This window comes from Hyphomicrobium nitrativorans NL23 (assembly GCF_000503895.1).
GTDB lineage: Bacteria > Pseudomonadota > Alphaproteobacteria > Rhizobiales > Hyphomicrobiaceae > Hyphomicrobium_C > Hyphomicrobium_C nitrativorans.
In genome coordinates, this window is sequence record NC_022997.1 from 1,159,241 (window position 1) to 1,186,211 (window position 26,971).

25 protein-coding genes are annotated in these 26,971 nt (G+C 65.1%); 10 read left to right on the forward strand and 15 right to left on the reverse strand.

Going from position 1 to position 26,971, the window contains the following annotated elements; all coding sequences use genetic code 11:
- Genes W911_RS05360 through W911_RS05370 form a run of 3 tightly spaced genes read left to right on the forward strand, consistent with a single transcriptional unit; the run spans position 1 to position 5,935 of the window.
- The gene (locus tag W911_RS05360) at positions 1-1,296 is read left to right on the forward strand and encodes a M16 family metallopeptidase (protein WP_041316322.1); all 1,296 of its coding nucleotides are present in this window, start codon (positions 1-3) and stop codon (positions 1,294-1,296) included.
- A complete protein-coding gene (locus tag W911_RS05365) occupies positions 1,296-1,895 on the forward strand; it encodes a GNAT family N-acetyltransferase (RefSeq protein ID WP_023786501.1) in 600 nt (199 codons plus the stop codon). The genes W911_RS05360 and W911_RS05365 overlap by 1 nt, the downstream gene beginning before the upstream one ends.
- On the forward strand, positions 1,892-5,935 hold the full coding sequence (locus W911_RS05370; RefSeq protein ID WP_023786502.1) for an EAL domain-containing protein: 4,044 nt from the start codon (positions 1,892-1,894) through the stop codon (positions 5,933-5,935). The genes W911_RS05365 and W911_RS05370 overlap by 4 nt, the downstream gene beginning before the upstream one ends.
- A gap of 51 nt (positions 5,936-5,986) precedes the next feature.
- Here W911_RS05370 and W911_RS05375 read toward each other — a convergent pair whose 3' ends face one another.
- Positions 5,987-6,595, reverse strand: a complete 609-nt coding sequence (locus W911_RS05375) for a YqgE/AlgH family protein (RefSeq protein WP_023786503.1) — start codon at positions 6,593-6,595, stop codon at positions 5,987-5,989.
- A 151-nt stretch (positions 6,596-6,746) separates the two neighbouring features.
- Here W911_RS05375 and W911_RS05380 point away from each other — a divergent pair, with 151 nt between their 5' ends.
- The 3 genes from W911_RS05380 (at position 6,747) to W911_RS18665 (ending at position 8,873) form a co-directional block, all read left to right on the forward strand.
- On the forward strand, positions 6,747-7,634 hold the full coding sequence (locus W911_RS05380; protein ID WP_023786504.1) for a protein-disulfide reductase DsbD domain-containing protein: 888 nt from the start codon (positions 6,747-6,749) through the stop codon (positions 7,632-7,634).
- 45 nt (positions 7,635-7,679) lie between these two features.
- Complete coding sequence (locus W911_RS05385; RefSeq protein ID WP_023786505.1) at positions 7,680-8,162, forward strand: peroxiredoxin; 483 nt, start codon at positions 7,680-7,682, stop codon at positions 8,160-8,162.
- A 174-nt stretch (positions 8,163-8,336) separates the two neighbouring features.
- Positions 8,337-8,873, forward strand: coding sequence for a C40 family peptidase (locus tag W911_RS18665; protein ID WP_023786506.1), 537 nt, complete (start codon positions 8,337-8,339; stop codon positions 8,871-8,873).
- A 251-nt stretch (positions 8,874-9,124) separates the two neighbouring features.
- Here W911_RS18665 and rnhA read toward each other — a convergent pair whose 3' ends face one another.
- The 3 genes from rnhA to ispH are packed head-to-tail and all read right to left on the reverse strand — an operon-like array spanning position 9,125 to position 11,594.
- Positions 9,125-9,589 carry a ribonuclease HI gene (gene rnhA, locus W911_RS05395; RefSeq protein WP_023786507.1) on the reverse strand — a complete coding sequence of 155 codons (465 nt, stop codon included), beginning with the start codon at positions 9,587-9,589 and terminating at the stop codon, positions 9,125-9,127.
- Positions 9,586-10,557, reverse strand: a complete 972-nt coding sequence (locus W911_RS05400; RefSeq protein WP_023786508.1) for a homoserine kinase — start codon at positions 10,555-10,557, stop codon at positions 9,586-9,588. Before W911_RS05400 ends, rnhA begins: the two co-directional genes overlap by 4 nt.
- 47 nt (positions 10,558-10,604) lie before the next feature.
- Positions 10,605-11,594 carry a 4-hydroxy-3-methylbut-2-enyl diphosphate reductase gene (gene ispH / locus W911_RS05405; RefSeq protein ID WP_023786509.1) on the reverse strand — a complete coding sequence of 330 codons (990 nt, stop codon included), beginning with the start codon at positions 11,592-11,594 and terminating at the stop codon, positions 10,605-10,607.
- 169 nt (positions 11,595-11,763) lie between these two features.
- On the opposite strand from ispH, the gene W911_RS05410 reads away from it, so the two are divergent.
- Positions 11,764-12,420 (forward strand): hypothetical protein, encoded by a 657-nt coding sequence (locus tag W911_RS05410; protein ID WP_023786510.1) that lies wholly within the window; start codon positions 11,764-11,766, stop codon positions 12,418-12,420.
- Positions 12,421-12,497: 77 nt separating this feature from the next.
- Here W911_RS05410 and W911_RS05415 read toward each other — a convergent pair whose 3' ends face one another.
- The 10 genes from W911_RS05415 to W911_RS05460 all read right to left on the reverse strand — a co-directional run bounded on the left by W911_RS05415 (position 12,498) and on the right by W911_RS05460 (position 22,264).
- Complete coding sequence (locus W911_RS05415; RefSeq protein ID WP_144083524.1) at positions 12,498-12,824, reverse strand: hypothetical protein; 327 nt, start codon at positions 12,822-12,824, stop codon at positions 12,498-12,500.
- A gap of 133 nt (positions 12,825-12,957) precedes the next feature.
- Entirely contained in the window at positions 12,958-13,449 is a 492-nt protein-coding gene (gene atpF / locus W911_RS05420) for a F0F1 ATP synthase subunit B (RefSeq protein WP_023786512.1), read from the reverse strand.
- A gap of 8 nt (positions 13,450-13,457) precedes the next feature.
- Positions 13,458-14,039 (reverse strand): F0F1 ATP synthase subunit B family protein, encoded by a 582-nt coding sequence (locus W911_RS05425; RefSeq protein ID WP_023786513.1) that lies wholly within the window; start codon positions 14,037-14,039, stop codon positions 13,458-13,460.
- Between the two features lie 276 nt (positions 14,040-14,315).
- Positions 14,316-14,540, reverse strand: a complete 225-nt coding sequence (locus W911_RS05430) for a F0F1 ATP synthase subunit C (protein ID WP_023786514.1) — start codon at positions 14,538-14,540, stop codon at positions 14,316-14,318.
- 89 nt (positions 14,541-14,629) lie between these two features.
- A complete protein-coding gene (locus tag W911_RS05435) occupies positions 14,630-15,349 on the reverse strand; it encodes a F0F1 ATP synthase subunit A (protein WP_041317571.1) in 720 nt (239 codons plus the stop codon).
- Positions 15,350-15,415: 66 nt separating this feature from the next.
- A complete protein-coding gene (locus W911_RS05440) occupies positions 15,416-15,796 on the reverse strand; it encodes an AtpZ/AtpI family protein (RefSeq protein WP_023786516.1) in 381 nt (126 codons plus the stop codon).
- A 418-nt stretch (positions 15,797-16,214) separates the two neighbouring features.
- Positions 16,215-19,676 carry a chromosome segregation protein SMC gene (gene smc / locus W911_RS05445; protein WP_023786517.1) on the reverse strand — a complete coding sequence of 1,154 codons (3,462 nt, stop codon included), beginning with the start codon at positions 19,674-19,676 and terminating at the stop codon, positions 16,215-16,217.
- Positions 19,677-19,744: 68 nt separating this feature from the next.
- A complete protein-coding gene (locus W911_RS05450; RefSeq protein ID WP_041316324.1) occupies positions 19,745-20,557 on the reverse strand; it encodes a DsbA family protein in 813 nt (270 codons plus the stop codon).
- A 46-nt stretch (positions 20,558-20,603) separates the two neighbouring features.
- Positions 20,604-21,245: a DsbA family protein gene (locus W911_RS05455; RefSeq protein ID WP_244438605.1), complete on the reverse strand. Its 642-nt coding sequence runs from the start codon at positions 21,243-21,245 to the stop codon at positions 20,604-20,606.
- Between the two features lie 416 nt (positions 21,246-21,661).
- Positions 21,662-22,264, reverse strand: coding sequence for a DUF721 domain-containing protein (locus W911_RS05460; protein ID WP_023786520.1), 603 nt, complete (start codon positions 22,262-22,264; stop codon positions 21,662-21,664).
- Between the two features lie 89 nt (positions 22,265-22,353).
- Here W911_RS05460 and mutY point away from each other — a divergent pair, with 89 nt between their 5' ends.
- The 3 genes from mutY (at position 22,354) to W911_RS05475 (ending at position 25,323) form a co-directional block, all read left to right on the forward strand.
- Entirely contained in the window at positions 22,354-23,472 is a 1,119-nt protein-coding gene (gene mutY, locus W911_RS05465) for an A/G-specific adenine glycosylase (RefSeq protein ID WP_023786521.1), read from the forward strand.
- Between the two features lie 65 nt (positions 23,473-23,537).
- Positions 23,538-24,833 carry a WD40 repeat domain-containing protein gene (locus tag W911_RS05470; RefSeq protein ID WP_023786522.1) on the forward strand — a complete coding sequence of 432 codons (1,296 nt, stop codon included), beginning with the start codon at positions 23,538-23,540 and terminating at the stop codon, positions 24,831-24,833.
- 22 nt (positions 24,834-24,855) lie between these two features.
- Entirely contained in the window at positions 24,856-25,323 is a 468-nt protein-coding gene (locus tag W911_RS05475; protein ID WP_023786523.1) for a cyclic nucleotide-binding domain-containing protein, read from the forward strand.
- A 185-nt stretch (positions 25,324-25,508) separates the two neighbouring features.
- Here the strand turns inward: W911_RS05475 and W911_RS05480 are convergent, their stop codons facing one another.
- Positions 25,509-26,687 carry a site-specific DNA-methyltransferase gene (locus W911_RS05480; RefSeq protein ID WP_081717648.1) on the reverse strand — a complete coding sequence of 393 codons (1,179 nt, stop codon included), beginning with the start codon at positions 26,685-26,687 and terminating at the stop codon, positions 25,509-25,511.
- Between the last annotated feature and the right edge of the window lie 284 nt (positions 26,688-26,971).

The following is a 26,971-nucleotide window of genomic DNA, read 5'->3' on the forward strand; positions in this document are numbered from 1 at the left end:
ATGGGGCACGAGATCTCGCGGCTTGCGAACGGTCTCATCGTCATTACGGAGACCATGCCGCATCTCGAAACGACGTCTCTCGGGGTTTGGGTCGGCGTCGGCGCGCGTCACGAAACGCTCGCCGAAAACGGAATTTCGCATTTCCTCGAACACATGTCGTTCAAGGGGACGGCGTCGCGTTCGGCGCAGGCCATCGCGGAGGAGATCGAATCCGTCGGCGGCGAACTCAACGCCGCGACGGGCCTCGAAACCACGGCCTATTATGCGCGTGTGCTCAAGGGCGACGAAGGGCTCGCGCTCGATCTCCTGGCGGACATTCTGCTCAATTCGAGTTTTGCGCCCGACGAGATGGAGCGGGAGCGCGGCGTGATCCTGCAGGAGATCGCAGCGACGCAGGACAGCCCGGACGATATCGCGTTCGAGTTGGTGAACGAGGTAGCGTATCCGGATCAGGCCATTGGGCGCCCGATCCTGGGTCCGGCGGCCAACGTGCGCGGGTTCGCGCCGTCCGATCTCAGTCACTTTCTACGGTCGCATTACCAGCCGAGCAAAATGGTGTTGGCGGCTGCGGGGGCCGTTCGTCACGACGCCTTCGTCCGCCACGCTGCGGCCCTATTCGGCGGGCTCACTTCGGCAGGAGCCGCCGAGGAGCAGCGGGCGCTCTATGAGGGGGGCGTCCGCTGGCATCAGAAGCGTTTCGAACAAAGCCATCTCGTGCTTGCGTACGAGGGTCCATCCTACCGTTCCGAGGCCTATTTCACGGCTCAGGTTTTCTCCGGCCTTTTCGGAGGGGGGATGTCGTCCCGCCTGTTTCAGGAGGCGCGCGAAAAGCGCGGCCTCTGTTACTCGATCTATTCTTCCGCGTGGGGCCTCGGCGATACCGGCCTCTTTGCGGTGCACGCAGCGACCGGGACGGAGCTTATGGGCAATCTCATCGACGTGACCGGCGCCGCGCTCGAAGACGTGGCCCGCAACGGGCCGACGGTTGCGGAGCTGAACCGGGCGAAAGCTCAGCTCAAGGCCGGGCTGCTAATGAGTCTCGAATCATCTTCCGCTCGGGCGGAGCAAATGGCGCGACACATGCTGGTGCACGGCCGGGTGATCGAGAGCGAGGAGCTGACGGCCAAGGTCAACGCGGTCAGCGTGGAGGATGTCGGCGCGTTCGCGCAGCGTCTGTTGAAGAGCCGGCCTTCGGTGGCCGTCGTGGGTGCCGGTAAGGCATCGCAGCGTCTTGCGTCCGAGGCTCAGGCGCGGCTGACGCAAGGATCGGTTGGGCTGGAGGCGAGGAGGGCCTGATGGCATTCCTGAGAGCCGGGCATCCGTCGGAATGGACGGTCCTTCAGGGCCGGGGCGTCTGGTTGCGTCCGCCTCAGAGCAGCGATTACGGTCCGTGGGCTGAGTTGCGCACGTTGAGCCGCGCGCATCTGACGCCGTGGGAGCCGGCGTGGCCCCGCGACGATCTCACGAAAAGTGCCTATCGGCGGCGGCTCAAGTTCTATCAGCGGGAAGCGCGGGACGATCTCGGCTACGCGTTTCTCCTGTTCCAGTCGGAAAGCGACCGTCTGATCGGCGGCGTGACGCTTTCCAATGTCCGGCGCGGCGTTACGCAATCCGCCATGCTGGGCTACTGGATGGGGCTTCCGTTTGCCGGGCAGGGATTTATGTCGGCTGCCGTTCGCACGGCGCTTCCTCATGCGTTCGAGACTTTGCGGCTGCACCGGGTGGAAGCTGCCGTGCAGCCCACTAACGATGCGTCGATCCGCGTGCTGCGCAGTGTCGGATTTATCGAGGAGGGACTTGCGCGGCGTTATCTCAAGATCAACGGCGTGTGGCAGGATCACCTGATGTTCGCCATGCTGGCCGAGGATTGGATGACGCGGGAGGTCCGGGTTTGAAGGGGTGGCCAAAGCCGACCGGGCGGTGGACGCGGCTCGCGGGGATTGCCCCTCGGATCCTGCCGCTCGTCGCTTTGGCCGTGATGGCCCTTCTTGCGGCTCCGGGCGCGGCGCTGGCGCTCAGCGCCATCGAGATCGTGCCCGACCAGGGGCGCATCGAGATCACGACGCTCGGGGAGCTGTACGAAGGCCGGGGCGACACGCTCCAGGTCGAGACGGCCGCCGGCGCGGATGGCATCGCGGGGCGTATGTCGGTTTCGGCCACGACGTCCGGCACCAACCCCAACTGGATCGTGTTCGCGTTGACCAATCCGACCGACAGGCCGGTGGTGCGCTGGCTGACGGCGGAGCGTTATTCTCTCATCGGCTCGGGGATCGTGTGGCCGGATCTGGACGCGCGGCGTATCGAAGCCGTGACGCCCTCCATGGGCTTCGTGCCGGAGCGGATCGAGAGCGACCGAGCCGACATTTTCCGCATTGCGCTCGATCCCGGACAGACGATCACCTACGTCGCGGAAATGAGCACCGAGCGGTTTGCGCGGCTCTATCTCTGGCGGCCGCTCAATTACGAAACGACGCTGTCGAACCGGCAGCTCTTCAACGGCGTGATGCTCGGCGTCACCGGCCTGATGGCGATCTTCCTCACGTCCATCTTCGCGGCCAATCACAAGCTGATCTTCCCGGCGTCGGCGCTGGTCGCGTGGTGCACGCTTGCCTATCTCTCGGTCCATTTCGGCTTCTTCCATAAGCTATTCCTGCTGAAGCCGGAGGCGAACGCCGTCTATCGAGCCGCGACGGAAGCCGCGTTGGCGGCGAGCCTCGTCGTGTTCCTGCACGTCTTCCTCAGGCTTGCGCTGTGGCACGGCCTCGTCCGGATGTTGATTACGGTCTGGCTCGTCGCGCAGTTCTCGCTCATCGCGGTCGCGATCATCGATCCGAGGTTGGCTGCGACGTTTGCGCGGCTTTCGTTCGCGTTCATCGGTGCGGTCGGTGCGGGGCTCATTCTGTTCCTTGCGTTGCGCGGCCAGGATCGCGCGCTCTCCATCGTTCCCACCTGGATTCTCTTCCTGGTCTGGATCTTCGGCGCGGCGGTGGCGCTCACGGGACAGCTTTCCGGCGACATGGTCGGGTTCGGGCTGGTGTCGGGACTGGTCCTGGTCCTGCTTCTCATCGGTTTCACCGTCACGCAGTTCGCGTTCCGCTCGGCCGAGCCGATGTACGGGGCGGCGCCCTCAGAGCTTCAGGCGCGATCGATCGCGGTCGATGCGTCGGGGGCTGCCGTGTGGGAATGGAATGCGCGGCGCGACGAAGTGAAGGTGAGCCCCGCGGTGGAAAGCCTGCTCGGGCTTTCACCGGGCGAGCTTTCGACGCGGACCGACGATTTCACCCGGCATGTTCATCCGGCCGACCGCGAACGTTTCCGGCTTGCATTGTTCACGGTGCAGGAGCGGCGCGACGGCAAGATCTGTTGCGACTTCCGCATTCGCCAGGCGGACAACAACTATCGCTGGTTCGAACTGGAAGCGGCCGGCGTGCCGGGGACGGACCCGCGCGCTTTCAAGTGCATCGGTCTCTTGCGCGATGTCACCGACAGCAAGCGCGCGCACGAGCGTTTGCTGCACGACGCGGTTCACGACAGTCTGACGGGGCTGCCCAACCGCGAGCTTCTACTCGACCGGCTCGAAGTCGCGATGCGGCGTGCCAAGTCGGAGGCGCAGATCCGGCCGACCGTGCTCGTGATCGACATCGACAAGTTCACGCACGTCAACTCCTCGCTGGGGCTTGTGCTCGCGGACAGCCTTCTGCTCACCATCGCGCGGCGGCTGCAACGGCATATCGGCCCCAACGATACGCTGGGGCGTGTCGCTGGCGGACGCTTCTCGCTATTGCTGCTCGCGGACCAGCCGGTGGCCGAGCTTGCACAACACGCGGAGCGCATTCGTCGTTCGCTCAGGTCGCCGATCAAGATCGCCGGGCAGGAGGTCGTGCTCACGGGCTCGATCGGGATCGCGGTCTTCGACGGCGAGGAAACGAGCCACCACGATCTGCTCAAGAAGGCCGAGATCGCGATGTTCCGAGCAAAGCGCGCCGGGGCAGACCGCATCGAGGTGTTCACGCCCGAAATGCAAGGCGATCAGGACGACCGGCACGCGCTCGAAGTGGATCTTCGCCGCGTGCTCGACAAGAATCAGCTTCGCGTCGCCTATCTTCCGATCGTCTATCTCTCGACGGAGGAGCTTGCCGGCTTCGAGGCCGTCGTGCGGTGGGATCACCCCAAGCTCGGCACCATCGATCCCGTGCAGCACGCCTCGGCCATCGAGGATAGCGATATCGTCGCCAAGATCGGCGCTTACATCCTTCTCCGGGCGGCGCGCGACGTGGTTGTGTGGCAGAAAGAGCTGCTGCGCACCGATGCGCCGCTGTTCGTGAGCGTGAACGTTTCGTGCCGGCATCTTTTCCGGCAGGACGTGATCCAGGAGATCCGCCATATCCTCGGCCGAACCGTGGTGCCGAAGGGCTCGATCCGTCTCGAAGTGACGGAGCAGATCGCGCTCGAAAATCCCGAGCAGTCGACGGAAGTGCTGGAGTGGCTGCGGGGCGCGGGCGCGGAGATCGTGCTCGACGAGTTCGGCACGGGCTATTCGTCGCTGCCTTATCTCGAACGGCTGCCCTTCGACACCGTGAAGATCGATCAGGCGCTCATGGAGGCCGGCAGCGTCAAGGGCGGCAACGACAGCGCGCTCGTACGTTCGATGGTGGCGCTGGCGCATGAACTCGGCAAGAAGGTGCTCGCGAAGGGCGTCGAGAACGATACGGAAGTGAGCTTCCTCAGAGGCATCGGTTGCGAGTATGCGCAGGGCGCCTATTGCGGCGATGCCATTCCGGAAGGCGATGTCGTCAAGCTGCTCGCGTCGGTCAGGGTCTCCGAGAACAAGCACAAGCCGGTTGGCGTGTTCCGTCCGAAAGCGAAGAAGCGGCGCCAGGGCAAGCCGCAGCAGCAGCAGGGTGCGCAGGCGCCGCGCAAGCCGGAGGCCGCAAAGGTGCAGCCCCAGCAGCCGGCCGCAGGGAACGGCGCGCAAGCAACGGTTGCGGCTGCTTCGCCGGCCAAAGCCAATGGCAACAACGGCGCGATGCAGCCGCCGCCGGGAGCGGGCGCGCTGCCGGCCGTTGCGACGGCGAGCGCCGTTCCGCCTCTTGCTGCCGGGGGCGTGGCGCATGGAAAGGCCCCTTCGGGACCAGGCCTGTCGCAGCCTGTTCGTCTGAGGGACGATGGCTTGACGCCAACCATTCCGCTCTCGCGGCGGGGACGCCCGGCCGGCGATCGCGGACAATCGAAACCTGCCGACGTGCCGCCGCCAAACGTGGCGGCCACCAAGATGATGCCGCCCGGTCCGCCGCCGCCCGCGCCTTCGCATGCTCCTCAATCGGGTTCCGGGCCGGGTGCTTTCGCCGCTGCGCCTCCGCCGCTGCCCGTGCCGCTGCAACCGGCTAAGACCCGCCTCGTCGACGTGCTGCCCGATGTGCCTCAGAGGGCTGCACCGGAGGTGGGGAGCCGTCCGCCTTCCAACGCGCCGCCGATGGCCGCGCGTGCGCCACAGACCGGCAACGGCGCGGATGCGCCGCCTCCGACGCGGCGGTCGGATGTGCCGCCGACGCGCCTCAAGGATTTGCCGCCACCCGTTTCCGCGCCTCCGCCGCCGATGCCTTTCGCGGGCGGGGCGAAGCCCGTGGCCCAATCTGCGCCTTCCTCTCCGCCGCCGATGCCGGTTTCGGATCTGGCCACGACGCGGCCTATCCTTGTCCAGCCGTCGCCGCCGCCTGTTCCTCCGCCGACGCCATCTCCGATGGCGGCCGCTCCGCCGCTCCCGCCCCCTGCGGCCGCGCACGCCGTGCCGCCGCGCCAGCCGCCACCTAAGAAGCCGACTATTCAGGGTCCGGCGGTTGCGGCGAAGTCCGGTCGTGCGGAGCCCGACTTCTCGAACCTGCCGCCGGCAATCGCTGAGAGCTTGGCAAGGCTTGCGGGCGTCGCGCGGAAATAGAGACGCGGCGTGAGCGTGAAGCGCCTTCGGTTTTTTCGAAATGCCGGACGATCAGGCGTGGCCTGCGTCGCTCACCAGGTGTGAGGGATCGACGCCGATTTTGGCGAGCGCGCGCGTATATTTACCCTCCAAGTCGGAGTCGAAGAGAAGGCCGAGATCGGCCGGGCAGTGTAGCCACCCGTTGGCCTGGATCTCGCTTTCAAGCTGACCTGCCGACCAGCCCGCATAGCCGAGCGCCAGCATGGCGTGAGACGGGCCTTCCCCGGTCGCGATCGCTTTCAGAATGTCGACCGACGCTGTGAGGCTGATTTCGCGGTCGATGGGTAGTGTGGAGTCGTTGGCGTGATAGTCCGCCGAATGGAGTACGAACCCGCGCCCTGTTTCGACCGGACCTCCGACGTGAACCTGGCGGTCGAAGATGTCGTTCGAGATGCCGTCCTCGGTCTCGTGCGTGACGATGCCAAGCCGCTCAAGCAGGTCGGGGAAGCTGATGTGATCGGCGCGATGGTTGACGATAAGCCCCATTGCGCCTTCATCGGAGTGGGCACACATGTAGATCACCGAACGGGCGAACCGCCGGTCGGTCATCAGGGGCATTGCGACGAGCAACTGTCCCTTGAGAAATGTGTCGTTTCGCTTTTTGCGCCTCGTTCTCATCATGGCGAAAGATTATCCTCCCGAAGCCGCGCATGGGAAGGGGGGCTTGTCGTTCGCAGGCCCTGACGCCCAAAATTCCGGGACTGCCGCAAATTTTGCGTCGATTGTGTTAGATGAGGGGACAAGCCAGCGTGCCAAGGAAGGTCGATCCTTCATGATGCGTCGAACAACTCTCGCTTTTCGTTCTGCCCTTGGGGGCATATTTGCGCTGATCGCCGTGGCTTCAAGCGGGCTCGGATACGCTTTTGCTGCGGCGTCTCCCTGGGCTGCCGGGCCCAAGGCTCAGGTGCGCCTCGTGAGTGGCGGCAGTGTGGACGCGGATCGCGCGACCCTCGTCGAGGATGGGAAGCGGCTCGCCTTCGTCGAGATCCTGCTCGAACCCGGCTGGAAAACGTACTGGCGCACACCCGGCGATGCCGGGGGGTTGCCGCCTGCTTTCGATTGGTCGAAGTCCGCCAATCTCGCGCATGCCGAGGTGCTCTACCCTGCGCCCCGGCGTTTCACGGACAGGTCCGGAAACACGATCGGTTATGAAGGCGGTCTCGTGCTGCCCGTGGTGGTGACGCCCGAACGGCAGAACGAGCCGATCTCGCTCGCCCTCGATTTCCACTACGGCATCTGCAAGGACGTGTGTGTGCCCGTCGATGCCGCGCTTTCGGTCGAGGTCGGGGCGGGAGAAGCGGATGCGGCGGCGTTGGCTGGGCTTTCCGCGCTTGAGGCGGTTCCCCGCGCGCAGGACAAACTCAGGCCGCTCGATCCTCAGCTCGTTTCGGCTGCCGGTATCCTCGGCGGGGCGTCTCCGAAGATCACCATCGAGGCGCGTTTCCCAGGTGGATCCGCTGGGGCGGACGTGTTTCTGGAAGCGCCCGGCAGTCTCTATCTGCCGCTTCCGGCATTGAAGACCACGAAGGCCGACGGCACGCTCGTGTTCGAAGCCGCGCTCGACGCGGACGTGGACGTCGCAGCGCTCGAAGGAAAAGCGATCACGGTGACGATGGTGAGCGAAACGGGTGCGTCCGTCGGAACGTTTCTCGTCGAGTAGCCCCGTGGACTTGAGAGCCAAAACTGAAATTCAGGGAGACGATCCATGAGCATTACGGTGGGCGACAAGCTGCCCGAGGCGACGTTCACGGTCATGGACGGCGGGCCGAAGCAGGTTTCGGCCAGCGACGTGTTCGCGGGTAAGCGGGTTGCCCTCTTTGCGGTGCCGGGTGCCTTTACGCCGACGTGCAGCGAGCATCACCTTCCGGGCTTCATCGGGCACGCCGCTCAGCTCAAGGCAAAGGGCGTGGATATGGTGGCGTGTACCGCCGTCAACGACGTTTTCGTACTCGATGCGTGGGCAAATGCTCATGGGGTTAACGGTCTGATTACTATGCTGGCAGACGGAAGCGCGACTTTCGCTAAGGCATTGGGGTTAGACGTCGATCTCGGACCGTTTGGCCTCGGAGTTCGCTCCAAGCGGTATGCGATGATCGTCGAGGATGGTGCTGTGAAGTATCTCGCTGTCGAAGACAGTCCGCCCGAACACAGCAAAGCGACGGCGGAAAAGCTGCTCGCGGCGCTCTAAGTATTTCCAGAAATCTATACTTTGTAATGACTTGAGTGCGCTTCGCTCATGCTGATTGCGTGCGCGTGGACATATTGCCGCGCGTCGGAAGCGTTTTCTTGTTTTCGCCAAATACTCATGCGAAGGCGACCCCGTTCAGTACGCATAAGTACGTAGTAAATAGGGGACCTAGAGATGACAAAATACGCCTTCGCCGTTCTGGCCGCATTGTTCGCGTGGGCCGGTGCGACGTCCGCTGACGCACGTCCGTCTCGCGATGCTGCCTATGAGTGGAATCCGTTCGTTCAGCCGTCTTCGTCCGTCGCCCAGTCTCGCGGCGACCGGGCCGAGCGCCGTGGTGCGACGCGCGAGCGTGGTGCTTCGCGTGGCCGTGCTGCTCGCCTCCGTCAGGCGCGCAGCCAAGAGACGTCCTATCACAACCCGTCGCGCGGCCCGTACAACGCAGGCCCGCGTCCTGGCCGCTGGTGCGGCTGGTGGATGCGCACGCAGCGTGGCGGCGGCGCGCACCTCAACGTGGCGTGGAACTGGAGCAAGTGGGGCCGTCCGGCCGGTGGGCCGCAGGTCGGCGCCGTGGTCGTCTGGCGCGGGCACGTCGGCGAGATCGTCGGCCGCGCTTCCAATGGCAAGTGGCTGGTTCGCTCCGGCAACGATGGCGGCAAGGTCCGCACGCGCGCCCGCTCGGTGGCCGGCGCCGTGTTCCGCGTAGGCTAATCGCCTCCGCGCACCCCCGATGCTACGAAGGCCGTCCGCCGACCCCGGCGGGCGGCTTTCGTCTTTTTTTTCGTACGCAAGCTGCTGGAAGCTTCGCTCAATAGATGTGGTGGTATTTGGATGGCCGCGGCAGTCCATGCGGAGCATGGCTTCGCCGCTCTTTTGTCTGCATGGCTCCGCCATGACCCGCGGGTCGCGTCCAAGTGGAGCTTGGCTTGCAAGACGCTGCCGGGCCCTTCGGGCCGTTTTCTTTAATTGGGCGTGCGCAGGATCTTGAATTCGGCCATGCCTTCGCGCGCGAGTTCGTCGGCGCGCTCGTTTTCGGGATGGCCGGCGTGGCCCTTGATCCAGTGCCATGTGATGCGATGGCGCTTCAGCGCTTCGTCGAGGCGCTGCCACAGTTCCATGTTCTTGACCGGCTTCTTGTCCGCCGTGCGCCAGCCGTTCCGCTTCCAGCCGTGGATCCAGCTTGTGATGCCGTTCCGCACATAGGCGCTATCGGTGTAGAGGTCCGCCTCGACGCCCTTCTTCAGAGCTTCGAGTGCGGAAATGGCGGCCATCAGCTCCATGCGGTTGTTGGTGGTTTCGGCTTCGCCGCCTTTTATTTCCTTGCGATGGTCGCCCCAGATCAGGATCGCGCCCCAGCCACCGGGGCCGGGATTTCCCGAGCACGCGCCATCGGTATAGATCTCGATCGGAGCTGGCGTTTTGCTCATGCCGCAGGCTCCAGGCCGTATTCGCCGGGCGAGGTCACTTCCTGGTGGAAGCGCAGGCGGCGCACGTAGGCGATCGGGTCGTGCGGCTTGACGAGCGCGTTGCGGTCGGTGTGAAGCCAATCGAGCGCGCGCGTGAGCAGAAACCGCAGCGCGGCGCCGCGCGCGAGCACGGGGAACGCGAGCCGCTCGGCGGCGGTGAGCGGGCGCAGGCTTTGATAGCCGGTCACGAGCGCGCGCGCCTTGGTGGCGTTGAACGCGCAATCCGTCTCGAAGCACCAGGCGTTGAGCGCAATGGCGAGATCGTAGGCCGAGGCGTCGTTGCAGGCGAAGTAGAAGTCGATCAAGCCCGATAGCTTCTCGCCGATGAAGAAGACGTTGTCGGGGAAGAGGTCGGCGTGGATGACGCCTGTCGGCAATGTCTTTGGCCAGGCGCGGTCGAGATAGGCCAGTTCGTAGTTGATGAGCGTGGCGAGGCCAGGGGCGATTTCGTCGGCTTTTGCGCCGAGCCGTTCGTTGATGTCGTGCCATCCCGCGAGGCCGAGCGCATTGGACCGGCACATGGGAAAGCTCTTGCCCGCAAGGTGAAGCTCCGCAAGCGCGCGGCCGACAGCGTGGCAGTGAACGGTCTTCGGGCGGCGGACCCAGACGCCTTCGAGAAATGTCACGATGGCCGCGGTTCGCCCCGAGATTTCCGTCAGCACCTCGCCGTTACGGTTGCGGACCGGGAGCGGACAGGAGACGCCCTCTTTGTTGAGGTGCTCCAGGAGGCCCATGAAATAGGGCAGATCGGCTGTGTTCACGCGGCGCTCGTAGAGCGTCAGGATGAAGGTCCCTTTACTCGTGTGCACCATGTAGTTGGTGTTCTCGACGCCTTCGGCAATGCCCTTGTAGGACATCAGTTCGCCCAAGCCATACTCGGCGATCAGGTGTGCCAGGTCGTCGTCCGTCACTTCCGTATAAACGGCCATGGGTCTTTATCTTTTCAGCGGCGGTTGGTGCGGATCACGCAATCGGGTCATGCGTTGGCAGGTTCGCGCAGTGCGCGCGGCACGTTGAAGGCGATGCTTTCCTGAGCGGTGGTGACTTGCTCGATCGTGAGCATGAAACGCTCGCGGATCGCCTCTATGACCTCTTCGACAAGTTTTTCGGGTGCCGATGCGCCGGCCGTCACGCCGACGGCCGAGATGCCTTCGAAGAGTGGCCAGGGGATATCTTCGGCGCGTTCGATCAGCACGCCTTTCGGGCAGCCCGCCCGCTCGGCCACCTCGACAAGCCGCAGCGAGTTCGACGAGTTCGGCGCGCCGACGACCAGCGTCAGCCCGACCTTTCCGGCAATAGCCTTGACGGCGGCTTGCCGGTTCGTCGTGGCGTAGCAGATGTCCTCTTTCGTGGGGCCGACGATCTCGGGGAAGCGGCGCTTCAGGATGGCGACGATGCTTGCGGTATCGTCCACAGAGAGTGTGGTCTGCGTGACGTAGGCGAGGCGCGCCGGATCTCCGGGCGTGAACGCTTCAGCGTCGGCGGTGTTCTCGACAAGCTTGACGGTGCCTTCCGGGAGCTGGCCCGTGGTGCCTTCCACCTCCGGGTGGCCGGCATGGCCGATCAGCACGATCTCGCGGCCTTCGGTGTAGTGCCGGCCCGCCTCCATGTGGACCTTGAAGACCAGCGGGCAGGTGGCGTCGATGGCAAAAAGGTTACGCATTTTGGCGGCATTGGGCACGGACTTCGGGACGCCATGTGCCGAAAAGATCACAGGCTGATCGGTGTCGGGAATCTCGTCCAGTTCCTCCACAAAAACGGCGCCTTTGGCCTTCAGGGATTCAACCACATATCGGTTATGGACAATCTCGTGGCGGACGTAGACCGGCGCACCAAACCTCGCTAAGGCCAGTTCTACGATCTGGATGGCCCGATCGACGCCCGCGCAGAACCCGCGCGGAGCCGCGAGAAGCACGGTCAGGGCCGGGCGCCTCGTGGTGTCGTGATCGACGCGGGAAGAGGGCATGGGGATTTGTCCTCGGCTGGTCTCGGTTAAGACGGCGGCGCCGCTTTGTGGTTCGAGATAGGGGTGATAAAGCTTGAGGCGGGCGTCCACTTCACACAACGGCGCGGCGGGCTCACGGTTTCCGTCCGACGCTCAAGCGAGTCTGGGGGATTATGCGGATCGGAACGGTATGGCGCAATCCGTCATGACCGGCTGCGGCAGAGCGGCAGGGGGCGTCGTTGCCTTTGCGGCCGCGCTGGCGCTTGCGGGCTGCGGGATGAGTTCGGTCACGTCCGGGCTCGGCAGCAGCATTCTGGGCGGCGGTTCGGCCAGCGCGGAGCCTACGGGCGTCACCGAGCAGGATCTCATCGCGGCGGCCAAGGCGGGCGGGAATGCCGAGCTGACGCTGGCCGGCAACGATACGCAACCCGGTTGTCCGCGCTTCGTCACCTGGCCGCGCGATAGCCATCTTACGATTTACGAGCCCGGCCGCGTGGGCGACGGGCTTGCAATCATGCACCGCGGCGAGATCACCAAGACCGCGCGCGAGTGCCATATCAACGGGACGCAGGTGACCGTGCGCTATGGTTTCTCGGGCCGCATCCTGCTCGGGCCGCGCGGACAGTCCGGGCCGATCTCGCTGCCGATCAACGTGTTCGTGGCGGATGCCAAACGCGAGCGGATCGCAACGGATCAGCTTCGCGTGGATGCCTCGGTCGCGGTCGAGAACCCGATCGGATACTTCTCGGCCGTGCGGACCGTGACCTTCGACGTACCGCCGGGCGCGCGTGCGGGTGAGTTCGAGGTCTACGTCGGCTTCGACCGCAACACGCCGAACGCGGGATAACGACGGGACCTGTCGAACCGATCCCGCGCCAAAGATCTCGGTTCCGGCCCGCCTCGGAGCCGCGCTCCATCGCGCGGTCAGCGCAGGTTCGACAGCTCGTGGTGAAGCGGGATCATGCTTTCCGCTGCCCATTCGGCGAGCGAAGAAAAGATTGCGGTGGCGGGCCAGTGCGGCTCGGTTTCGGGCGATCTGCGCCATGTCATGTGGACCTCGGCGACGCGGCCTTCCGTCAACGCGAACAGCGCGTCGTCGGTGTCGCCGCGTCGCGCGATCAGGCGGACGCTTTCACGCGCGAGGATGTGGCTTTGGGGGATTTCGAGCATGAGCTGGCGCTCGACCCCATGGCGCACGACCTCATCAACGATGGGGTACCAGGGATCCAGCCAAGCGATGGTGTCGGACATGACGTTTCCGTTTCCAAAATCGGCGATGGGATGCCGCATTCGTATTTCGGCGCGGTGATCCGCGCAAAAGAAAAGCCGGGCGTCGAAGCCCGGCTTTCAACGTTGTGTTTGCCTCGCGGCCGGGTGGATCGGCTCAGTTGAGCTTGGCCTTGAGGTCGCGGATCGCGTTGTCCGTGAGGGAAGCCCCCGCGTCGCCCGAGATCTTCGCCTTGAGGATGCGCTCGGAGGCGGTGACGGCCAGATCGACTGCAGCAGCGCGAACGTCGGCCACGGCCTGCGCTTCGGCGCGGGCGATCTTGTCCTCGGCCGCCTTCGTGCGCCGCTCGACCTGCTCGGCGAGCTGCTTCCTCGTCTCGGAGGCCAGCATCTCCGCTTCGCGGCGGGCCTGCTCGACGATCGACTTCGCCTCGTCCTCGGCTTCGCGCGCCTTGCGCTGATAGTCGGCCAGGAGTTCCTGGGCCTCGTCACGCAGGCGGCGGGCTTCGTCGAGCTCGGTGCGGATCGTATCGGCGCGCTTATCGAGCGCCTTTCCGATCAGTCCGGGCACGCCGTAGTACACCAGAAAGCCCACGAACAGCAGGAACGAGATGAGGACCCAAAAATCGGGATATCCGGGATTGAGCATTCAGGACCTCACTTATCGCTCTGAGAAGCGAGCGCCTGGCTCACCTCGTCCTTGGTCGGGGAGAGGTTGGTCAGCGCGTTCACGATGTCGGAGGCGGCTTCGCCTGCGATGTCTTTCACGCTCTCAAGCGCCTTGGTCTTGGTCGCCGCAATGGCTTCCTCGGCCCTGGCCAGCTTGCGCGCCAAGCCGTCTTCGAGCGACTTGCGCTCCTTGTCGACTTCGGCGGCGAGATTGTCACGCGTCTGACGCGCGATGGCAGAGGCGCTGCCACGTGCGTCCGCGAGAGCCTTCTCGTACGTTTCGAGCGCCTTGTCGGTCTCGCCCTTCAGCCGCTCGGCCGCCGCCAGATCACGCTGGATGCGGTCGCGGCGCTCCTCGATCACCTCGCCGATGCGCGGAAGCGCGATGCGCGACATGATCCAGTAGAGGGCTGCGAACGTCAGAACGAGCCAGAAAAGCTGTGGCGCGAAATCGGGCGAATGGAGCTGAGGAAGGCCGCCGCTACTCGTATTGGTCGCGTCGAAGGCTTCCCGAACGTCCGTGCTGATGTCGGTCACAGCTGCGACGAGCGCGGTCATCGCTGCAGGCATAGGAGACTCTCCTCAATGAAGTGGCAAAGGGCCAATCGGCCGACGTGTGCCGGCGCCCTGGCCCTGCCGCCCTAGAGCCATTCCGGCATTAGCGGAATCGCGGAACGGCTCTAGGTTTTTGCTTTATCGTGCTTCTTATCGGAAAACCGGTTCCCACTTTTCCGGAAGCACTCTAGAGCACAACCGTTCTCGTCAGTGTGCTCCAGGTCTCTAGCGCGGCCGATGGATCAAGCTTCGGACGGAATACGTCCGAAGCCGATCACGGCCTCTAGAGGATCAGCCGAACAGGATGATCAGAGCGATGAGGAGGCCGAAGAGGCCCGTGGCTTCAGCGAGGGCGAAGCCGATGAGGAGGTTGGTGAACTGGCCCGGCGCTGCCGACGGGTTGCGCAGGGCGCCCGACAGGTAGTTGCCGAAGATGTTGCCGATGCCGATGCCGGCGCCGATGAGGGCGAAGCAGGCGAGGCCGGCACCAATGAACTTTGCTGCTTCAGCTTCCATGGGTCGTCTCCGTTTTTCTGAAAGGTTTCGTAAGGGTTGCGAACTCGTTCAAGTGCCCCGCTCCGGAAGATCCGATGCGGGGCGCTCGACTAATGCTCGTGCATGTTGACCGCGTCGTTGAGGTAGATGCAGGTCAGCACGGTGAAGATGAAGGCCTGGAGGAACGAGACCAGGAATTCGAGGCCCGTGAACGCGGCGGTGAAAACCACCGGCAGAGCCTTGGCGACGAACGGCAGGCTGACGGCGAAGCCCGCGAACACCTTCAGCATGGTGTGGCCTGCCATCATGTTGGCGAACAGACGCACCGAGAGGCTGATGGGGCGGATCAGGTAGGATACGATTTCGATGGGCACGATCAGCGGCATCAGCCAGATCGGCACGCCATCGGGCACGAACAGCTTGAGGTAGTGCGTGCCGTGGCGGACGAAGCCGACGATGGTGGCGACGACCCACACCATGGCGGCAAGCGCGAAGGTGACGATGATGTGGCTGGTGACCGTGAACGAACCCGGGATCATGCCCAGCATGTTCAGCGTCAGAATGAAGATGAAGATCGTGAAGACCCACGGGAAGAACGCCTTGCCGTCCTCGCCCAGGTTCTCGCGGACGATGCCGGCGACGAATTCGTAGGTGCTTTCGGCCGTGGATTGAATGCGGCCCGGCACGAGGGCGCGGGAGTTCATGGCGGCGATCAGGTAGACCGAAATCAGGACCAGCGCCAGCACCATGAACAGAGACGAATTCGTGAAGGAAATGTCGTAGCCGAACAGCTCAAGCGGGATGATCCGCTTGATCGCGAACTGGGCCATCGGATCGGCGGCTCCTGCCACCACCAAGTTCACCACTGGTCTCTCTCCACCCTTTGAGTGTCGTCCCTAGCGTCCGTCTTTATTCCGCAGCGCGTCCGCCTGCATCCGGCGAGCGGAGCGGACCGTATTCGTCATGCCGGCTGCGAATCCGACCAGGACGAACACGATCATGAGCCAAGGCGCCGTTCCGAGCCAGTCGTCCAGCACCTTGCCGATGAACCCGCCGACCGCGATGCCGACAACGAGCTCGATGGCGATTTTCATCGCCTGTCCGAGCGCCGTGCCACGGCTTTTCGCGTCGGGCGTCGGCCCCTGCTTAGCGCGTGTCTCCGCCCGAACTTTTTCGAGCCGAGTCCCCAGATCGGAAGCGCGCCTTTTAAACGCCTCCCGGTCCTCAGGCGAGATCTCACCGCGTCCCGGTTCGTCGTTTTCCCCCGAAGACGCCATGAGCTTCCCCTGTCCGCCAAACTGTGGGCTGAAACGGCCGGATTCCCAACGGCGCGCACCATAGCCGGAGCCCAAGCCGTGTCAAGCAATGGCCACATTCCGCTGGGGGCGACAAGGTACGGCGAATGGGCGCAGGCTCTATTTCGCTCACGGGCCTGTTCGGACGGCGCCGAAAAGGCGCCGTCCTGGCCCTCCGCGGGGGCGCGACTCGTCGCGGGTCGCCTTGCTCCCAGGCCCTGTGGGCCGGGTGTTGTGGGTGTGTGTGGCGCGCGCTTTATGTCATCCCGGCCAAGTGGAGCGCAGCGCAACGCAGAGCCGGGACCCAGGGAAAACTTCTACCGCAATATATCGCGTCTTCGACGGCCCTTGCGCTGGGTCCCGGATAAGGCTCCGCCTTTCCGGGATGACAGGGGGCGGCTTAGACCGCTTCGCGGAAGGATTTTGCGGTTTCGAGGTCGACGGAGACGAGCTGGGAGATGCCGCGCTCGGCCATGGTGACGCCGAACAGGCGGTTCATGCGCATCATGGTCATCGGATGGTGCGTGATGACGAGGAAGCGCGTGTCTGTCTCCTCCGCCATCTTCTCCATCAGAGTGCAGAAGCGGTCCACGTTGGCGTCGTCGAGGGGGGCGTCCACCTCGTCCAGCACGCAGATCGGCGAGGGGTTCGTGAGGAACACCGCGAAAATGAGCGAGAGCGCGGTCAACGTCTGCTCGCCGCCCGAAAGAAGCGAGAGCGTCGCCGGCTTCTTGCCCGGCGGGCGCGCAATGATTTCGAGGCCGCCTTCCAGAGGGTCGTCGCCTTCTATCATCTGCAACCTGGCCTCGCCGCCGCCGAACAGCGTGGTGAAGAGCCGCTGGAAGTGGCCGTTCACGCTCTCGAACGCCTCTTCGAGGCGTTTCTTGCCCTCGCGGTTGAGCTGACCGATGGCGCCGCGCAGCTTGGCGATGGCCTGCTCGACGTCGTTATATTCCGTCTCCATCGTGCTCATCTGCTCAAGGAAGGCGGTCAACTCGTCGTCGGCCTGAAGATTGACGCCGCCGAGGCGCTCGCGGTCGGCCTTGAGGCGCTGGAGCGTGCGGTCGGCGTCGGCGAGCGCGGGAAGCGCGGTTTCGGGCGCGAGACCGGCAAGCGCAAGGCAGTCGTCCGGATTGACGTCGAGCGCTTCGCGGATGCGACGCGCCTCGTCCTGGCGGCGCGTGCGGGCGCCTTCGAGGCGTGTCTCGGTGCGGGCGCGGGCCTCGCGTGCAGCCGACACCGCCGACTGTGCCTCGCGCAGCGCTTGGGCGGCGGTGCGCTGGGCGTTTTCGGCACGCGCCAGTTCGTCGGCGGCTGCATTGCGGGCTTTCTCAGCGTCCGTCAGCGCACCCAGCAGGCTTTGCCTGCGGTCGTCGAGCGCGGGGATGATCTCTTCGAGCTGCCCGATGTCGTTCCTGGTTTTGGCGAGCCGCTCGTTGAGGGCTGCGATCTGCTCCGACGCGCTTTTGCTGCGGGCGGTCCAGCGGGCGCGGTCCGCGGCGATGGCTTCGACGCGTTGCTTCCGCGCAGCGCGGTCGCGGGCGTGGGCGGCGAGGTCGCTTTGTGCGGCGGCGAGGGCGTTGCGGCGTTCCTGGGTCGCGGCCTGTACTTCGGGAAGGCGCGCCGAGGGATCGTCGGCGTCGTCGAGGGCCGTCCACTCGGCCTTGATCCCGGCGAGGCTCGCTTCCGCTTCCTCGCGGCCCGCCTGCGCGCGTGCGCGCGCTTCCGCGATGGATGCCATGCGGGCTTCCGTCTCGCGGGCGCGCCGCTCGATTGCCACGAGCGCGTCGCGAGTCGTCGCGAGCCTGGTCTGCGTCTCGCGCCAGAGCGTGCGCAACCGCTTCTCTTCGGCGACGGCGGCGGTGTGCGTTTTGCTGGCGTCCTCTTCGAGGGCGGAGAGCCGTTTCACGTCGGCACGGAGCACGTCCTCCTGCTGCAACATGAGAACGAGACGATTGCGTTCCGCGAGGCGCTGGGCGGCGGGCGTCATGCCGCCTGCGGTTGCCGCAAATCCATCCCACCGCCAAAGGTCGCCTTCGCGGCTCACGAGCCGTTGACCAGGCTTCAACAGCGGTTGCAGGCGATGGCCGGTTTCCGCCGCGACGACGCCGATCTGGTTGAGACGGCGCGCAAGCTCCGGCGGCGCCCCGACGTGGAGGCTCAACGGCTCGGCTTCCTCGGGCAGCGCCCAGTCGTCGTCTGGCGGCGCGCCGATATGGCGCCAGCGCACCGGCGCGTCCTCGGCAGCCGGGGCGTCGAGGTCGTCGCCGAGGGCTGCGACGACGGCGGCCTCGTATCCTGGGGCGACGCGCAACGCGTCCACGACCGGCGGCAGGCCGTCCTCGCTCGCCGGCATGACGAGCTTGGAGAGCGTTTCTCGCTCTGTGACGAGCGTCGACAACGCCATACGGGCTTTCTGCGCGGCGGCGGCTTCGGCGCGCGCAATTTCTTCGAGATCGCCGACTTTATCCTCGGCTTCGAGGGTCGTTGCCTCGATCACCGAGATTTCGCGGGCGAGCGTCTGGCCTTCCTCGGTGATGGCCGCCAGCTTGAGCGAATCCGGGGCTGCTGCGGCAGCCGCATCGGCGTCGCGCTGAAGCTTGGCAAGCTCGGCGTTGTGCTTTGCGATGGTCGCCTGACGTTCGGCTGCGGCGGTTTCGAGCGACCTGCGGCGCGCGCGGACTTCGGCCGCACGCTCGGTGAGTTCGGTGAGTTCGGCTTCCGCCGTTTCGAGGGCGGCGCGGGCTTCCGTTTCGGCGGCGTGAAGGCCGGGCTCGGCGGCGACGGCTTCGCTCTCGGCCGCTTCCAGCATCACAACATCGTCGTCGAAACCGGCGAGGATGTCGTCGGCTTCCGAGATCAGAACCGTTTCGCGCGTGAGATCCCTGTCGAGTTCGGCGGCGAGCTTTTCGAGCTCGGTCTTGCGCTCGGTGCAGCGGGTGGCTTCCTGCGCCAGACCGTCGCTTTCGATGCGGATGCGCGAGAGGGCCGCGCCGCGTTCGGCTTCCGCTTCGCGCAGGGGCTGAATGGTTTCGGCGAAAAGGGCTTCCTCGGTGAGGCTGCGCGATTCGTCTTCCGTCGCGCGACCCAGGATGGCGAGCGTTTCGGCGAAGTTGCGCTCTTCCGCTTCGACCGCCGCCTGCGCGTCGATCCAGGTGAGGTGGAAGAGGAGCGCTTCGGCGCGGCGGATCTCATCGGACAGATCCTTGTAACGCCGTGCCTGGCGGGCTTGGCGCTTCAAGCTTTCGATCTGCGAGTTGAGCTGGCCCATGATGTCGCCGAGGCGGGCGAGGTTGCTCTCGGCGCCCTTGAGGCGCAACTCCGCTTCGTGCCGGCGGCTGTGCAGGCCCGCGATACCCGCCGCATCCTCCAGCACACGGCGGCGCTGCTCGGGCTTTGCGTTGACGATCTCGGAAATCTGCCCCTGGCGCACGAGCGCGGGCGAGCGCGCGCCGGTCGCGGCGTCCTCGAACAGGATCTTGACGTCGCGGGCGCGGCTTTCGCGGCCGTTGATGCGATAGGCGGAGCCTGCTTCGCGCTCGATGCGGCGCGTGATCTCGATCACGTCCTGGTCGTTGAACTCGGCAGGGGCCTGCCGTTCGCTGTTGTCGAGGAAGATCGTGACTTCCGCCACGTTGCGCGGCGGCCGGTTCGTTGTTCCGGAGAAGATGACGTCGTCCATGGCGGCGGCGCGCATCGACTTGTGCGACGTCTCGCCCATGACCCAGCGAAGCGCTTCGAGCAGGTTGGATTTTCCACAGCCGTTCGGCCCCACGACGCCGGTCAAGCCCCGTTCGATCAGGAGCTCTGTCGGCTCGACGAAGGACTTGAAACCCAGAAGCCTGAGACGACTGATTTTCATGCGCCGCGTTTATTCCACTTCGAACGCTTTCCCCTCGCCAGCCGAGGAGCGGCGAAGGCGGAGGAGTGCTACTGCTGGGCTGCGGCCGATCTTTGTCCGCTGAGCAGCGGATCGATCCGCTCGCGAATGCCGCTCATCGTCAGCGTCTCCTTCACGAGCTTCCCGGCCACGAAGAAGTTCGGCGTGCCAATGATACCAAGCTGCCGCCCGCGGTCCTTGACCCATTTGAGTCCGTCGATCATCGCCTGATTCTCGTAGCAGGCGTCGAACTGTTGGCGCGTCATCCCCACCTGCTTGGCGACCTCGAAGATGGGGTCGCGGCGCACCTCTTGGGAGACCCAGCGGGTCTGCTGCTCCAGGAATTTCCCATAAAGCTCGAAGTATTTATCGGCCGGGGCGCACCGCCACGCGACGGTTGCCGTGCCGGATTGAAGACCGATCGGGAATTCGCGCAGGATGAAGCGCACCTTTCCGGTGTCGATGTAGGTGCGTTTCAGCTCCGGGAAGACGTCCCGATGGAATACGCGGCAGTGCGGACACGTGAGCGACGCGTATTTGATAATGGTGACAGGCGCATCCGGGCTGCCGAGCGACATTTCGGGGAGCGTGCCGGTGGCCATGATGTCGGCGTTCGTCGGGTTCTCGATCACCTGGCGTCCGCCGGACGTGCCGTCCGGAATGTCGCCGAACGGATTGAATGGGGTGTCGGCGCGCTTTGCCTCGGCCGCACCCGGGAAGGCAGATGACGACGATCCGCCTTCCGAGGTCGCGAGATTGGGAAGCGACGACGTGTTCCCCGAGCAGGCGGCGAGCGCCAGCGTGGCGGCGAAGGCGAGGAGAGCCGAGCGTGCACGCACCATCGGTGCCGGTTTCTCTCTCATCGCCTCACGATCCCTTCCGGTGTCGCCTTCCCGGTCCGGTGCCGGATCAGCCGCCGGCCAGAAGCGGGTCGAGCGCTTTCTCGAACTCCTCGACGGACGGAGCCGCCTGCAGGCGCTTGCCATCGATGAAGAAGCTCGGGGTGGCGTTGACGCCGAAGGTTTCCGCAGCGCGGGTGTAGATCGCGGTGATCTTCTGCAGCAGCGCCTCGTCGGTGAGGCACTTGTCGAAGCGCTCCTGCGTGAAGCCGGTCTGCTTCGCGACGTCGAAGAGTGCCTGCGTCGGGTTGGTTTTGACGAAGGCCCAGTCGGCCTGCTTGTGGAAGAGCGCGTCGATCATCGCGAGGGCGCGGTCGGTGTTTACCTCTTCGCCGGCGGCGCAACGGGCCAGCATGGCGCCCGCAATGGCGCGCGGATCGAGCGGGAAGTCGCGGTAGATCCACCGCACCTTGCCGGTGTCGACGTACTTGGTCTTGAGTTCCGGGAAAACCTTGGTGTGGAAGTTCATGCAATGGCCGCAAGTGAGCGATGCATATTCGACGACGGTGACCTTCGCGTCCTCGGCGCCGAGGATGAGATCAGGCAGCTCGTCCTGCTTCAGAAGCGTTTCGAGGGGGACCTCGGGGACCGTGACCGGGCGCTGCGCCATGGCGGGCAGGGCGGTCGCGACGGCAAGCGCCAGCCCGGCCATCATGGCTCCGGCCACAAGGGCCATGCGGCGATCAAGCCGGCTCGAAAGGTCCATCGTTCAGCTCCTTAAGTCTCGTTTTCTTCGGGCGGCCGTATGGGGCTACCCCTCGGGTCCGGCTGATAACATGGTGTGGCCGCGCGATTAAGGCAATTATCTCGCTCACGGGCTTGTTCAGGCCGGACGGCTCAGCTGCGCCGAGCCTTCCGACCTGCGCCCTCCGCGAGGGCGCGACTCCGTCGCGGGTCGCCTTGCTCCCGGGCTGCTGCGCAGCCGGTGGTGGGGGGGTGTCTTGCTCCCGGAGCCCTGCGGGCTCGGGGCGTCGCGGAGGTGCCGAAGCGACGCTTCGCCGAGACGCTCTCGAGCTGCTGCGCAGCCGGATTGTGGAGTTGCTTCCGAGCTTTGGGCTGGAAGCTCGTTCAGGGGCGGCGGGTGGTGCGGTCGCGGTGGACGCCGCGCTCCAGGCGGGCGAGGGCGGCCGTCAGCGGATCGGTGTCCGGGGCAGATGTCGCTGCGGGCTGGCTTGGCCGGAGGCCCGGCGCTCGGCCGGAGGCGGTCTCGACCGGGGCCTGCACGATCCGGAGCGTTTCCACGGCCCGGTAGCCGAAATAGGCGTTGATGCGCTCCACAATCTGGCGTGCGCGATATTCTACGTCGAGCGCGCGTGCGGGATCGACGCGCAGCATCAGCGTGGCGCCGCGGCGTTCGCTTTCCATGTCGTCGGCATCGGCACTGCCTGCGCCGCGCGGCCACCTGAGGCGTTCCGGCATGGTGTAGCTGGCGATTTCCGTGCCCGCGACCGCCGCCCAGTCCGTGATCAGGGCCGCTGTGGAGAAGCCGAACTTTTCGAACGCTTTGCGCGTCAATGTGGGGACGAAGCTACCCACCGCCTTGGTCGGCACGAAGCGCGCGACGGGTGGCGCGCTGAAGCGGATGCCGTTCGCGCGCGGTGGCAGCGGAGGCCGCCGCGCCGGATGAGGCAGCGGGACTTTTCCAAGCTTTTCTGTGCGTTTTGCCGTCATGCGTGGTCGCCGTCATAGGCAGGATGATTGCGCGTCCCTAGCATGATGAGGGTGATTCGCGGCGTTCCGCGCTGTGGAGGCATTTTCAAATGAGGGACAGCGTGGGAGCTGTGGCGCGCAAGCAACTGCCCCTTCGGCCGGCCGGACCGGATACGGTCGCGGCGTTGCTCGACTGGTACGACCGCGAGCGGCGCGACCTGCCCTGGCGTATGCGGCGCGGGCGGCGGGCCGATCCGTACAAGGTCTGGCTGAGCGAGATCATGCTGCAGCAGACGACGGTGAAGGCTGTCATTCCATTCTACGAAAAGTTCCTCCTACGCTGGCCGACCGTCGAGGCGCTGGCGGCGGCGGATCTCGACGACGTGCTCGCGGCATGGGCCGGGCTTGGTTACTACTCGCGCGCGCGCAATCTTCACAAGTGCGCGCAGGTGGTCGTGGCGGAGCATGGCGGCCGGTTTCCGCGGACGGAGGCCGAGCTCGGCACGCTGCCCGGCATCGGTCCCTATACGGCCGCGGCCGTCGCGGCGATTGCGTTCGGCGAGGCGGCGACACCTGTCGATGGCAACATCGAGCGCGTCGTGTCGCGCCTGTTCGCCGTGCGCCGTCCGCTGCCGGCTGCGAAGCGCGAGATCAAGCGGCTTGCCGAGAGCCTCACACCGCAGCGGCGCGCGGGAGATTTCGCGCAGGCCATGATGGATCTCGGAGCAACCGTCTGCTCGCCCAAGCGGCCGTCGTGTCTCGTGTGCCCGCTCCAGCAGGATTGTCACGCGCATGCGCTCGGTATCGAAGCGCAACTGCCGGTGAAGCTCGCCAGGGCCGAGCGGCCTGTGCGTTTCGGCACGGCGTTTCTCGCATTGCGGGAGGATGGGCACGTTCTGGTGCGGAAGCGCCGGGAGGCCGGCCTGCTCGGCGGGATGCTCGAAATTCCTTCCACGGATTGGGGCGACGATTGGCTTCAAGCCGATCTCGCTTTAGTGCAGCAGCCCGTGCGCGCCGATTGGTGGGCGGTGCCCGGCGTCGTGAGCCATACGTTCACGCATTTCCGGCTGGAGCTTCAGCTTTTCCGCGCCATCGTGCCGGTGGACACGAGCATGACGTTCTGGGCAAGTCCCGAGCGGTGCCGGTGGGTGCCACGACATGAGCTTTCGAATGCGGCGCTTCCTTCCGTCATGAAGAAGGCGATCGCTCATGCTCTGAGGGAGCATTAGGAGGCTCGATTTCCTCTTGTGCAGAGGCGATCCCTGGGCGGACAATAACGCTTCAGGAGCGTGCCATGTCCGTGATGTTCTGCCGTCCCTTTGCATTTGCGGTTGTTGCGTTGGCCGCTGTCGCGGGTGCGTGGCCGCGCGCGAGCCTTACCCAGGAGTTGTCCGGCGCCGAACGCGAGGAAGCCGCGAAGGCGCTGATGCGGCCGGTCTGCGCCGATGCGAGCCTTCGCGAAAAGATCGCCGGCGACATGATCGCAAGGGGCGGCGAGTACGAGAAAGCGACCGCTAAGTGGGACATGGATGTGGTCTGCGAGCAGATCGATCTCCCGACCGATCCGGTTCACGATACAGCCGATAGAGCAGACGACGCATCTCACAACAACTGGATCCACGACGCCCGTTGGAGCCCTGACGGCAAGCTGATCGCGACGGCCGGTTCCGACGGAACCGTTCGATTGTGGGATGTCGCTACGGGTACGACGGTGCGTACGATCGACATCAATACCTTTGCTGCGGCGGAAAAGAACGACGAGATCAAGTTGCCGTCCATGCCGAAGGCCGACGATAGGGTGCGCGTGCGTGCCGCGCGTTTCCTCGGCGACGGGCGGCGGCTCGTCGTTGCTGCGGATTCGCACCCGGTTCGTATCTTCGATATCGCGAGCGGGGAGCCCGTGGCGGAGGTTCCCTACGTTCAAGCCGATCCGGAATGGGATATGCCGCCCTTTATCGAGACGACGCCGAATGGCCTTGTCGTGCTGGGCGGCTACAGAGGCGAGATCGTCGTTTACGATCCGGAGGCGAAGGCGGAGCGCTATCGTTTGCCGGGCATGCCGAACGACTATCCGAAGTTCGCGATCTCCGAGGCGGCAGGCTACATCGCAACAACTGCCCGCGGGACTGATCGAAGCGTTATCGTCCAGCTTCGCAAGCTCGAAACGGGCGCGTTGATCTGGGAGGCGGAAGCCGAAGGCGAGCCCTCCGCGTACTCGGTGGCATTTTCGCGAGACGGCGCGCGCCTCGCAGTTGCCGTGCGCGGAAACGCGTATGTTTACGCAACGGCGGAAAACAAGCTGATCAACACGCTTCCGGTCTACCCGACGTTCGGCAGCTTCGATGTGACGTTTACGGCCGATGGTCAACGGTTGATTGCCGCGCTGCGCCACGCGCAACTCTGGGACATTGCGTCGGGAAAGCGCGTGCATCACTTCGGCCCGTTCAGCGATCTTTGTCATGCGATCGACGTCAGTCCGGACGGCAAGTACCTCGTGACCGGGCATATGGGTTCGGACGGACGTATCTGGGAGATCGATAGCGGTACGTTTTTCCGCCGGCTGGGTAAGAACGTTTATCCGCCGGGGTAGCCTGCACAGTGTGGAGTGCGCCATGCGAGACGCGCGGATCGAACTCCTCCAGCAAATGCCCGTCTTCGGCGGCGTGCGCGGGGACATTCTTGAGTTCCTGATCGATCTCTGTCCGGTCGTGTCCATTGTTGCAGGCGACTTCTTCTTCCGCGAAGACGAGCCGGGGGACGCTATGTTCGTTCTCGAAACAGGACGCGTCGCGGTGCTGAAGCTGTGGCGGGGACAGGAGCATCTCCTCCAGAACCTGACCGCCGGTGACTGCTTCGGAGAGATGGCTGTCATGGATCACTGTCCGCGCAGCGCATCCGTCCGCGCGATCGAGGATTGCGCCGCGATCCGTATTTCGTCGGCGGATCTCTATCAAGTCTACGCGCAGGATCTGAAGCAGTTCGCGCTCATCCAGATGAACATGGGGCGGGAAGTATGCCGGCGGCTTCGGGACGCGGACCGCCGGCTGTTCAGCGCGAAGATGGGTGCCGTTCCGGTCTAGATGGAAACGTCGCTGCCCCTTGGCGAGTGGAGCATATGCGTGGCAACGTGGTTTCCGCGCGTGTTTGCGCGTCTGGCGATCCGCGGCAGCTTTGTCCGTATCTGCGATAGAGTGGCAGGTTCGCTCGCGGCCGGTTCTACCCGAAAGAATTGAAGCGGCATCGCCCATTGCGATGCCGCTTTTTTTCATTCTGCGGCGATCAATGGCTCCGCCCGCTGCTGTTTGCCCGAAAGTCCGAGGGCGACTTTCGCACGTTCGCGCAGATTGTCGATCGGGTGGAGACGGCCGCCGCGCTCGTAATGCCAGAAGGTCCAGCCGTTGCAGGCGGCTTTGCCTTGCACCACGGCGCCGAGACGGTGGATCGAGCCTTGGCTGCCCGGCACGGCGAGCGTGCCGTCGGCTTTTACTTCGGCGCGTACGCGGCGGCGCTCGTCGTAGAGCGGAGCGCCGGGACGCAGCATTCCAAGTTCGACGAGGGCGCCGAACGGCACGCGCGGTTCGGTGCGCTTCGACGGCTGGGTTTCGAGCGAGGAGGTGGAGAGCGTCTTCACCTTCGCGATGCGCTCTTCGGCGGCTTTGACGTAATCGGTATCGCGCTCGACGCCGATCCAGCGGCGGCCGAGGCGCTTTGCGACGGCGCCCGTTGTGCCGGTGCCGAAGAACGGGTCGAGGACGACGTCGCCCGGGTTCGTGGTGCCGATCAGGATGCGATGCAGGAGCGCTTCGGGCTTCTGGGTCGGATGCGCCTTGCGCCCGCCGTCGTCCTTTAAACGCTCGGGGCCCGAGCAGATCGGAAACAGCCAATCCGAGCGCATCTGAAGATCGTCGTTCGACGCTTTCAGGCTTTCGTAGTTGAACGTGTAACGGGATTTCTGATCGCGTGCGGCCCAGATCAGCGTCTCGTGCGCGTTGGTGAAGCGCCGGCCGCGGAAGTTCGGCATCGGGTTCACTTTGCGCCAGACGACGTCGTTCAGGATCCAGAAGCCCTGGTCCTGTAGCGCGGAGCCCAGGCGGAAGACGTTGTGATAGGAGCCGATCAGCCACATCGCGCCGTCCGGCTTCAGCACGCGGCGGCACTCGGCGAGCCACGCGCGCGTGAAGCGGTCGTACTCCTCGAAGGAGGCGAACTTGTCCCAGGCGTCGTCGACGCCGTCGACGCGCGTGTTGTTGGGACGGAGAAGCTCGGTCGAGAGCTGGAGATTGTAGGGAGGGTCGGCGAAGACGAGGTCTACGCTTTTGTCCGGGAGGTTGCGCAGTTGTTCGACGCAATCGCCCACCAGGATCTTGTTCGCGGCCAGAACCCGATCCCGAGCCAAGGCCGCGCGGCTTCCCGAAGCCGCACGCGCAACACGACGCACACCCATTCGACGCAACTCACTTTGAAGAACCACAAACGCGAGGGATCCCATGATACGCGAGGCCCGCGCGAGCTGAAAGGCAGTCCCATGTTTAACGAGCGGTAAACGGGGGCCGTTAAATTTCAGTTAACGCGGGCATGAGCGATTCACGTGTCCGACGCGGTCAGGACTCGCAACGGTTTGCGGCGAACGAAAGGCGAACGAAAGCAATCGGGCCAGCGTTGCCGCCGGCCCGATCCGATCTCGATTCCGCATCAAGGATTTGCGGCGTTCCGATTATTTTTCTCGCC

Excerpts from the sequence above, each read along its gene's own strand:
- W911_RS05425 (WP_023786513.1), bottom strand. The coding sequence starts at position 14,039 with ATGCCTGCAGCGATGACCGCGCTCGTCGCAGCTGTGACCGACATCAGC.
- smc (WP_023786517.1), bottom strand. The coding sequence starts at position 19,676 with ATGAAAATCAGTCGTCTCAGGCTTCTGGGTTTCAAGTCCTTCGTCGAG.
- W911_RS05440 (WP_023786516.1), bottom strand. The coding sequence starts at position 15,796 with ATGGCGTCTTCGGGGGAAAACGACGAACCGGGACGCGGTGAGATCTCG.
- W911_RS18665 (WP_023786506.1), top strand. The coding sequence starts at position 8,337 with ATGACAAAATACGCCTTCGCCGTTCTGGCCGCATTGTTCGCGTGGGCC.
- W911_RS05475 (WP_023786523.1), top strand. The coding sequence starts at position 24,856 with ATGCGAGACGCGCGGATCGAACTCCTCCAGCAAATGCCCGTCTTCGGC.
- W911_RS05455 (WP_244438605.1), bottom strand. The coding sequence starts at position 21,245 with ATGGCCGGGCTGGCGCTTGCCGTCGCGACCGCCCTGCCCGCCATGGCG.
- W911_RS05450 (WP_041316324.1), bottom strand. The coding sequence starts at position 20,557 with ATGAGAGAGAAACCGGCACCGATGGTGCGTGCACGCTCGGCTCTCCTC.
- W911_RS05400 (WP_023786508.1), bottom strand. The coding sequence starts at position 10,557 with ATGGCCGTTTATACGGAAGTGACGGACGACGACCTGGCACACCTGATC.
- ispH (WP_023786509.1), bottom strand. The coding sequence starts at position 11,594 with ATGCCCTCTTCCCGCGTCGATCACGACACCACGAGGCGCCCGGCCCTG.
- W911_RS05430 (WP_023786514.1), bottom strand. The coding sequence starts at position 14,540 with ATGGAAGCTGAAGCAGCAAAGTTCATTGGTGCCGGCCTCGCCTGCTTC.
- W911_RS05435 (WP_041317571.1), bottom strand. The coding sequence starts at position 15,349 with ATGGCCCAGTTCGCGATCAAGCGGATCATCCCGCTTGAGCTGTTCGGC.
- W911_RS05460 (WP_023786520.1), bottom strand. The coding sequence starts at position 22,264 with ATGACGGCAAAACGCACAGAAAAGCTTGGAAAAGTCCCGCTGCCTCAT.
- atpF (WP_023786512.1), bottom strand. The coding sequence starts at position 13,449 with ATGCTCAATCCCGGATATCCCGATTTTTGGGTCCTCATCTCGTTCCTG.
- W911_RS05410 (WP_023786510.1), top strand. The coding sequence starts at position 11,764 with ATGGCGCAATCCGTCATGACCGGCTGCGGCAGAGCGGCAGGGGGCGTC.
- mutY (WP_023786521.1), top strand. The coding sequence starts at position 22,354 with ATGAGGGACAGCGTGGGAGCTGTGGCGCGCAAGCAACTGCCCCTTCGG.
- W911_RS05375 (WP_023786503.1), bottom strand. The coding sequence starts at position 6,595 with ATGATGAGAACGAGGCGCAAAAAGCGAAACGACACATTTCTCAAGGGA.
- rnhA (WP_023786507.1), bottom strand. The coding sequence starts at position 9,589 with ATGAGCAAAACGCCAGCTCCGATCGAGATCTATACCGATGGCGCGTGC.
- W911_RS05480 (WP_081717648.1), bottom strand. The coding sequence starts at position 26,687 with ATGGGTGTGCGTCGTGTTGCGCGTGCGGCTTCGGGAAGCCGCGCGGCC.
- W911_RS05415 (WP_144083524.1), bottom strand. The coding sequence starts at position 12,824 with ATGTCCGACACCATCGCTTGGCTGGATCCCTGGTACCCCATCGTTGAT.
- W911_RS05470 (WP_023786522.1), top strand. The coding sequence starts at position 23,538 with ATGTCCGTGATGTTCTGCCGTCCCTTTGCATTTGCGGTTGTTGCGTTG.
- W911_RS05380 (WP_023786504.1), top strand. The coding sequence starts at position 6,747 with ATGATGCGTCGAACAACTCTCGCTTTTCGTTCTGCCCTTGGGGGCATA.
- W911_RS05385 (WP_023786505.1), top strand. The coding sequence starts at position 7,680 with ATGAGCATTACGGTGGGCGACAAGCTGCCCGAGGCGACGTTCACGGTC.
- W911_RS05360 (WP_041316322.1), top strand. The coding sequence starts at position 1 with ATGGGGCACGAGATCTCGCGGCTTGCGAACGGTCTCATCGTCATTACG.
- W911_RS05365 (WP_023786501.1), top strand. The coding sequence starts at position 1,296 with ATGGCATTCCTGAGAGCCGGGCATCCGTCGGAATGGACGGTCCTTCAG.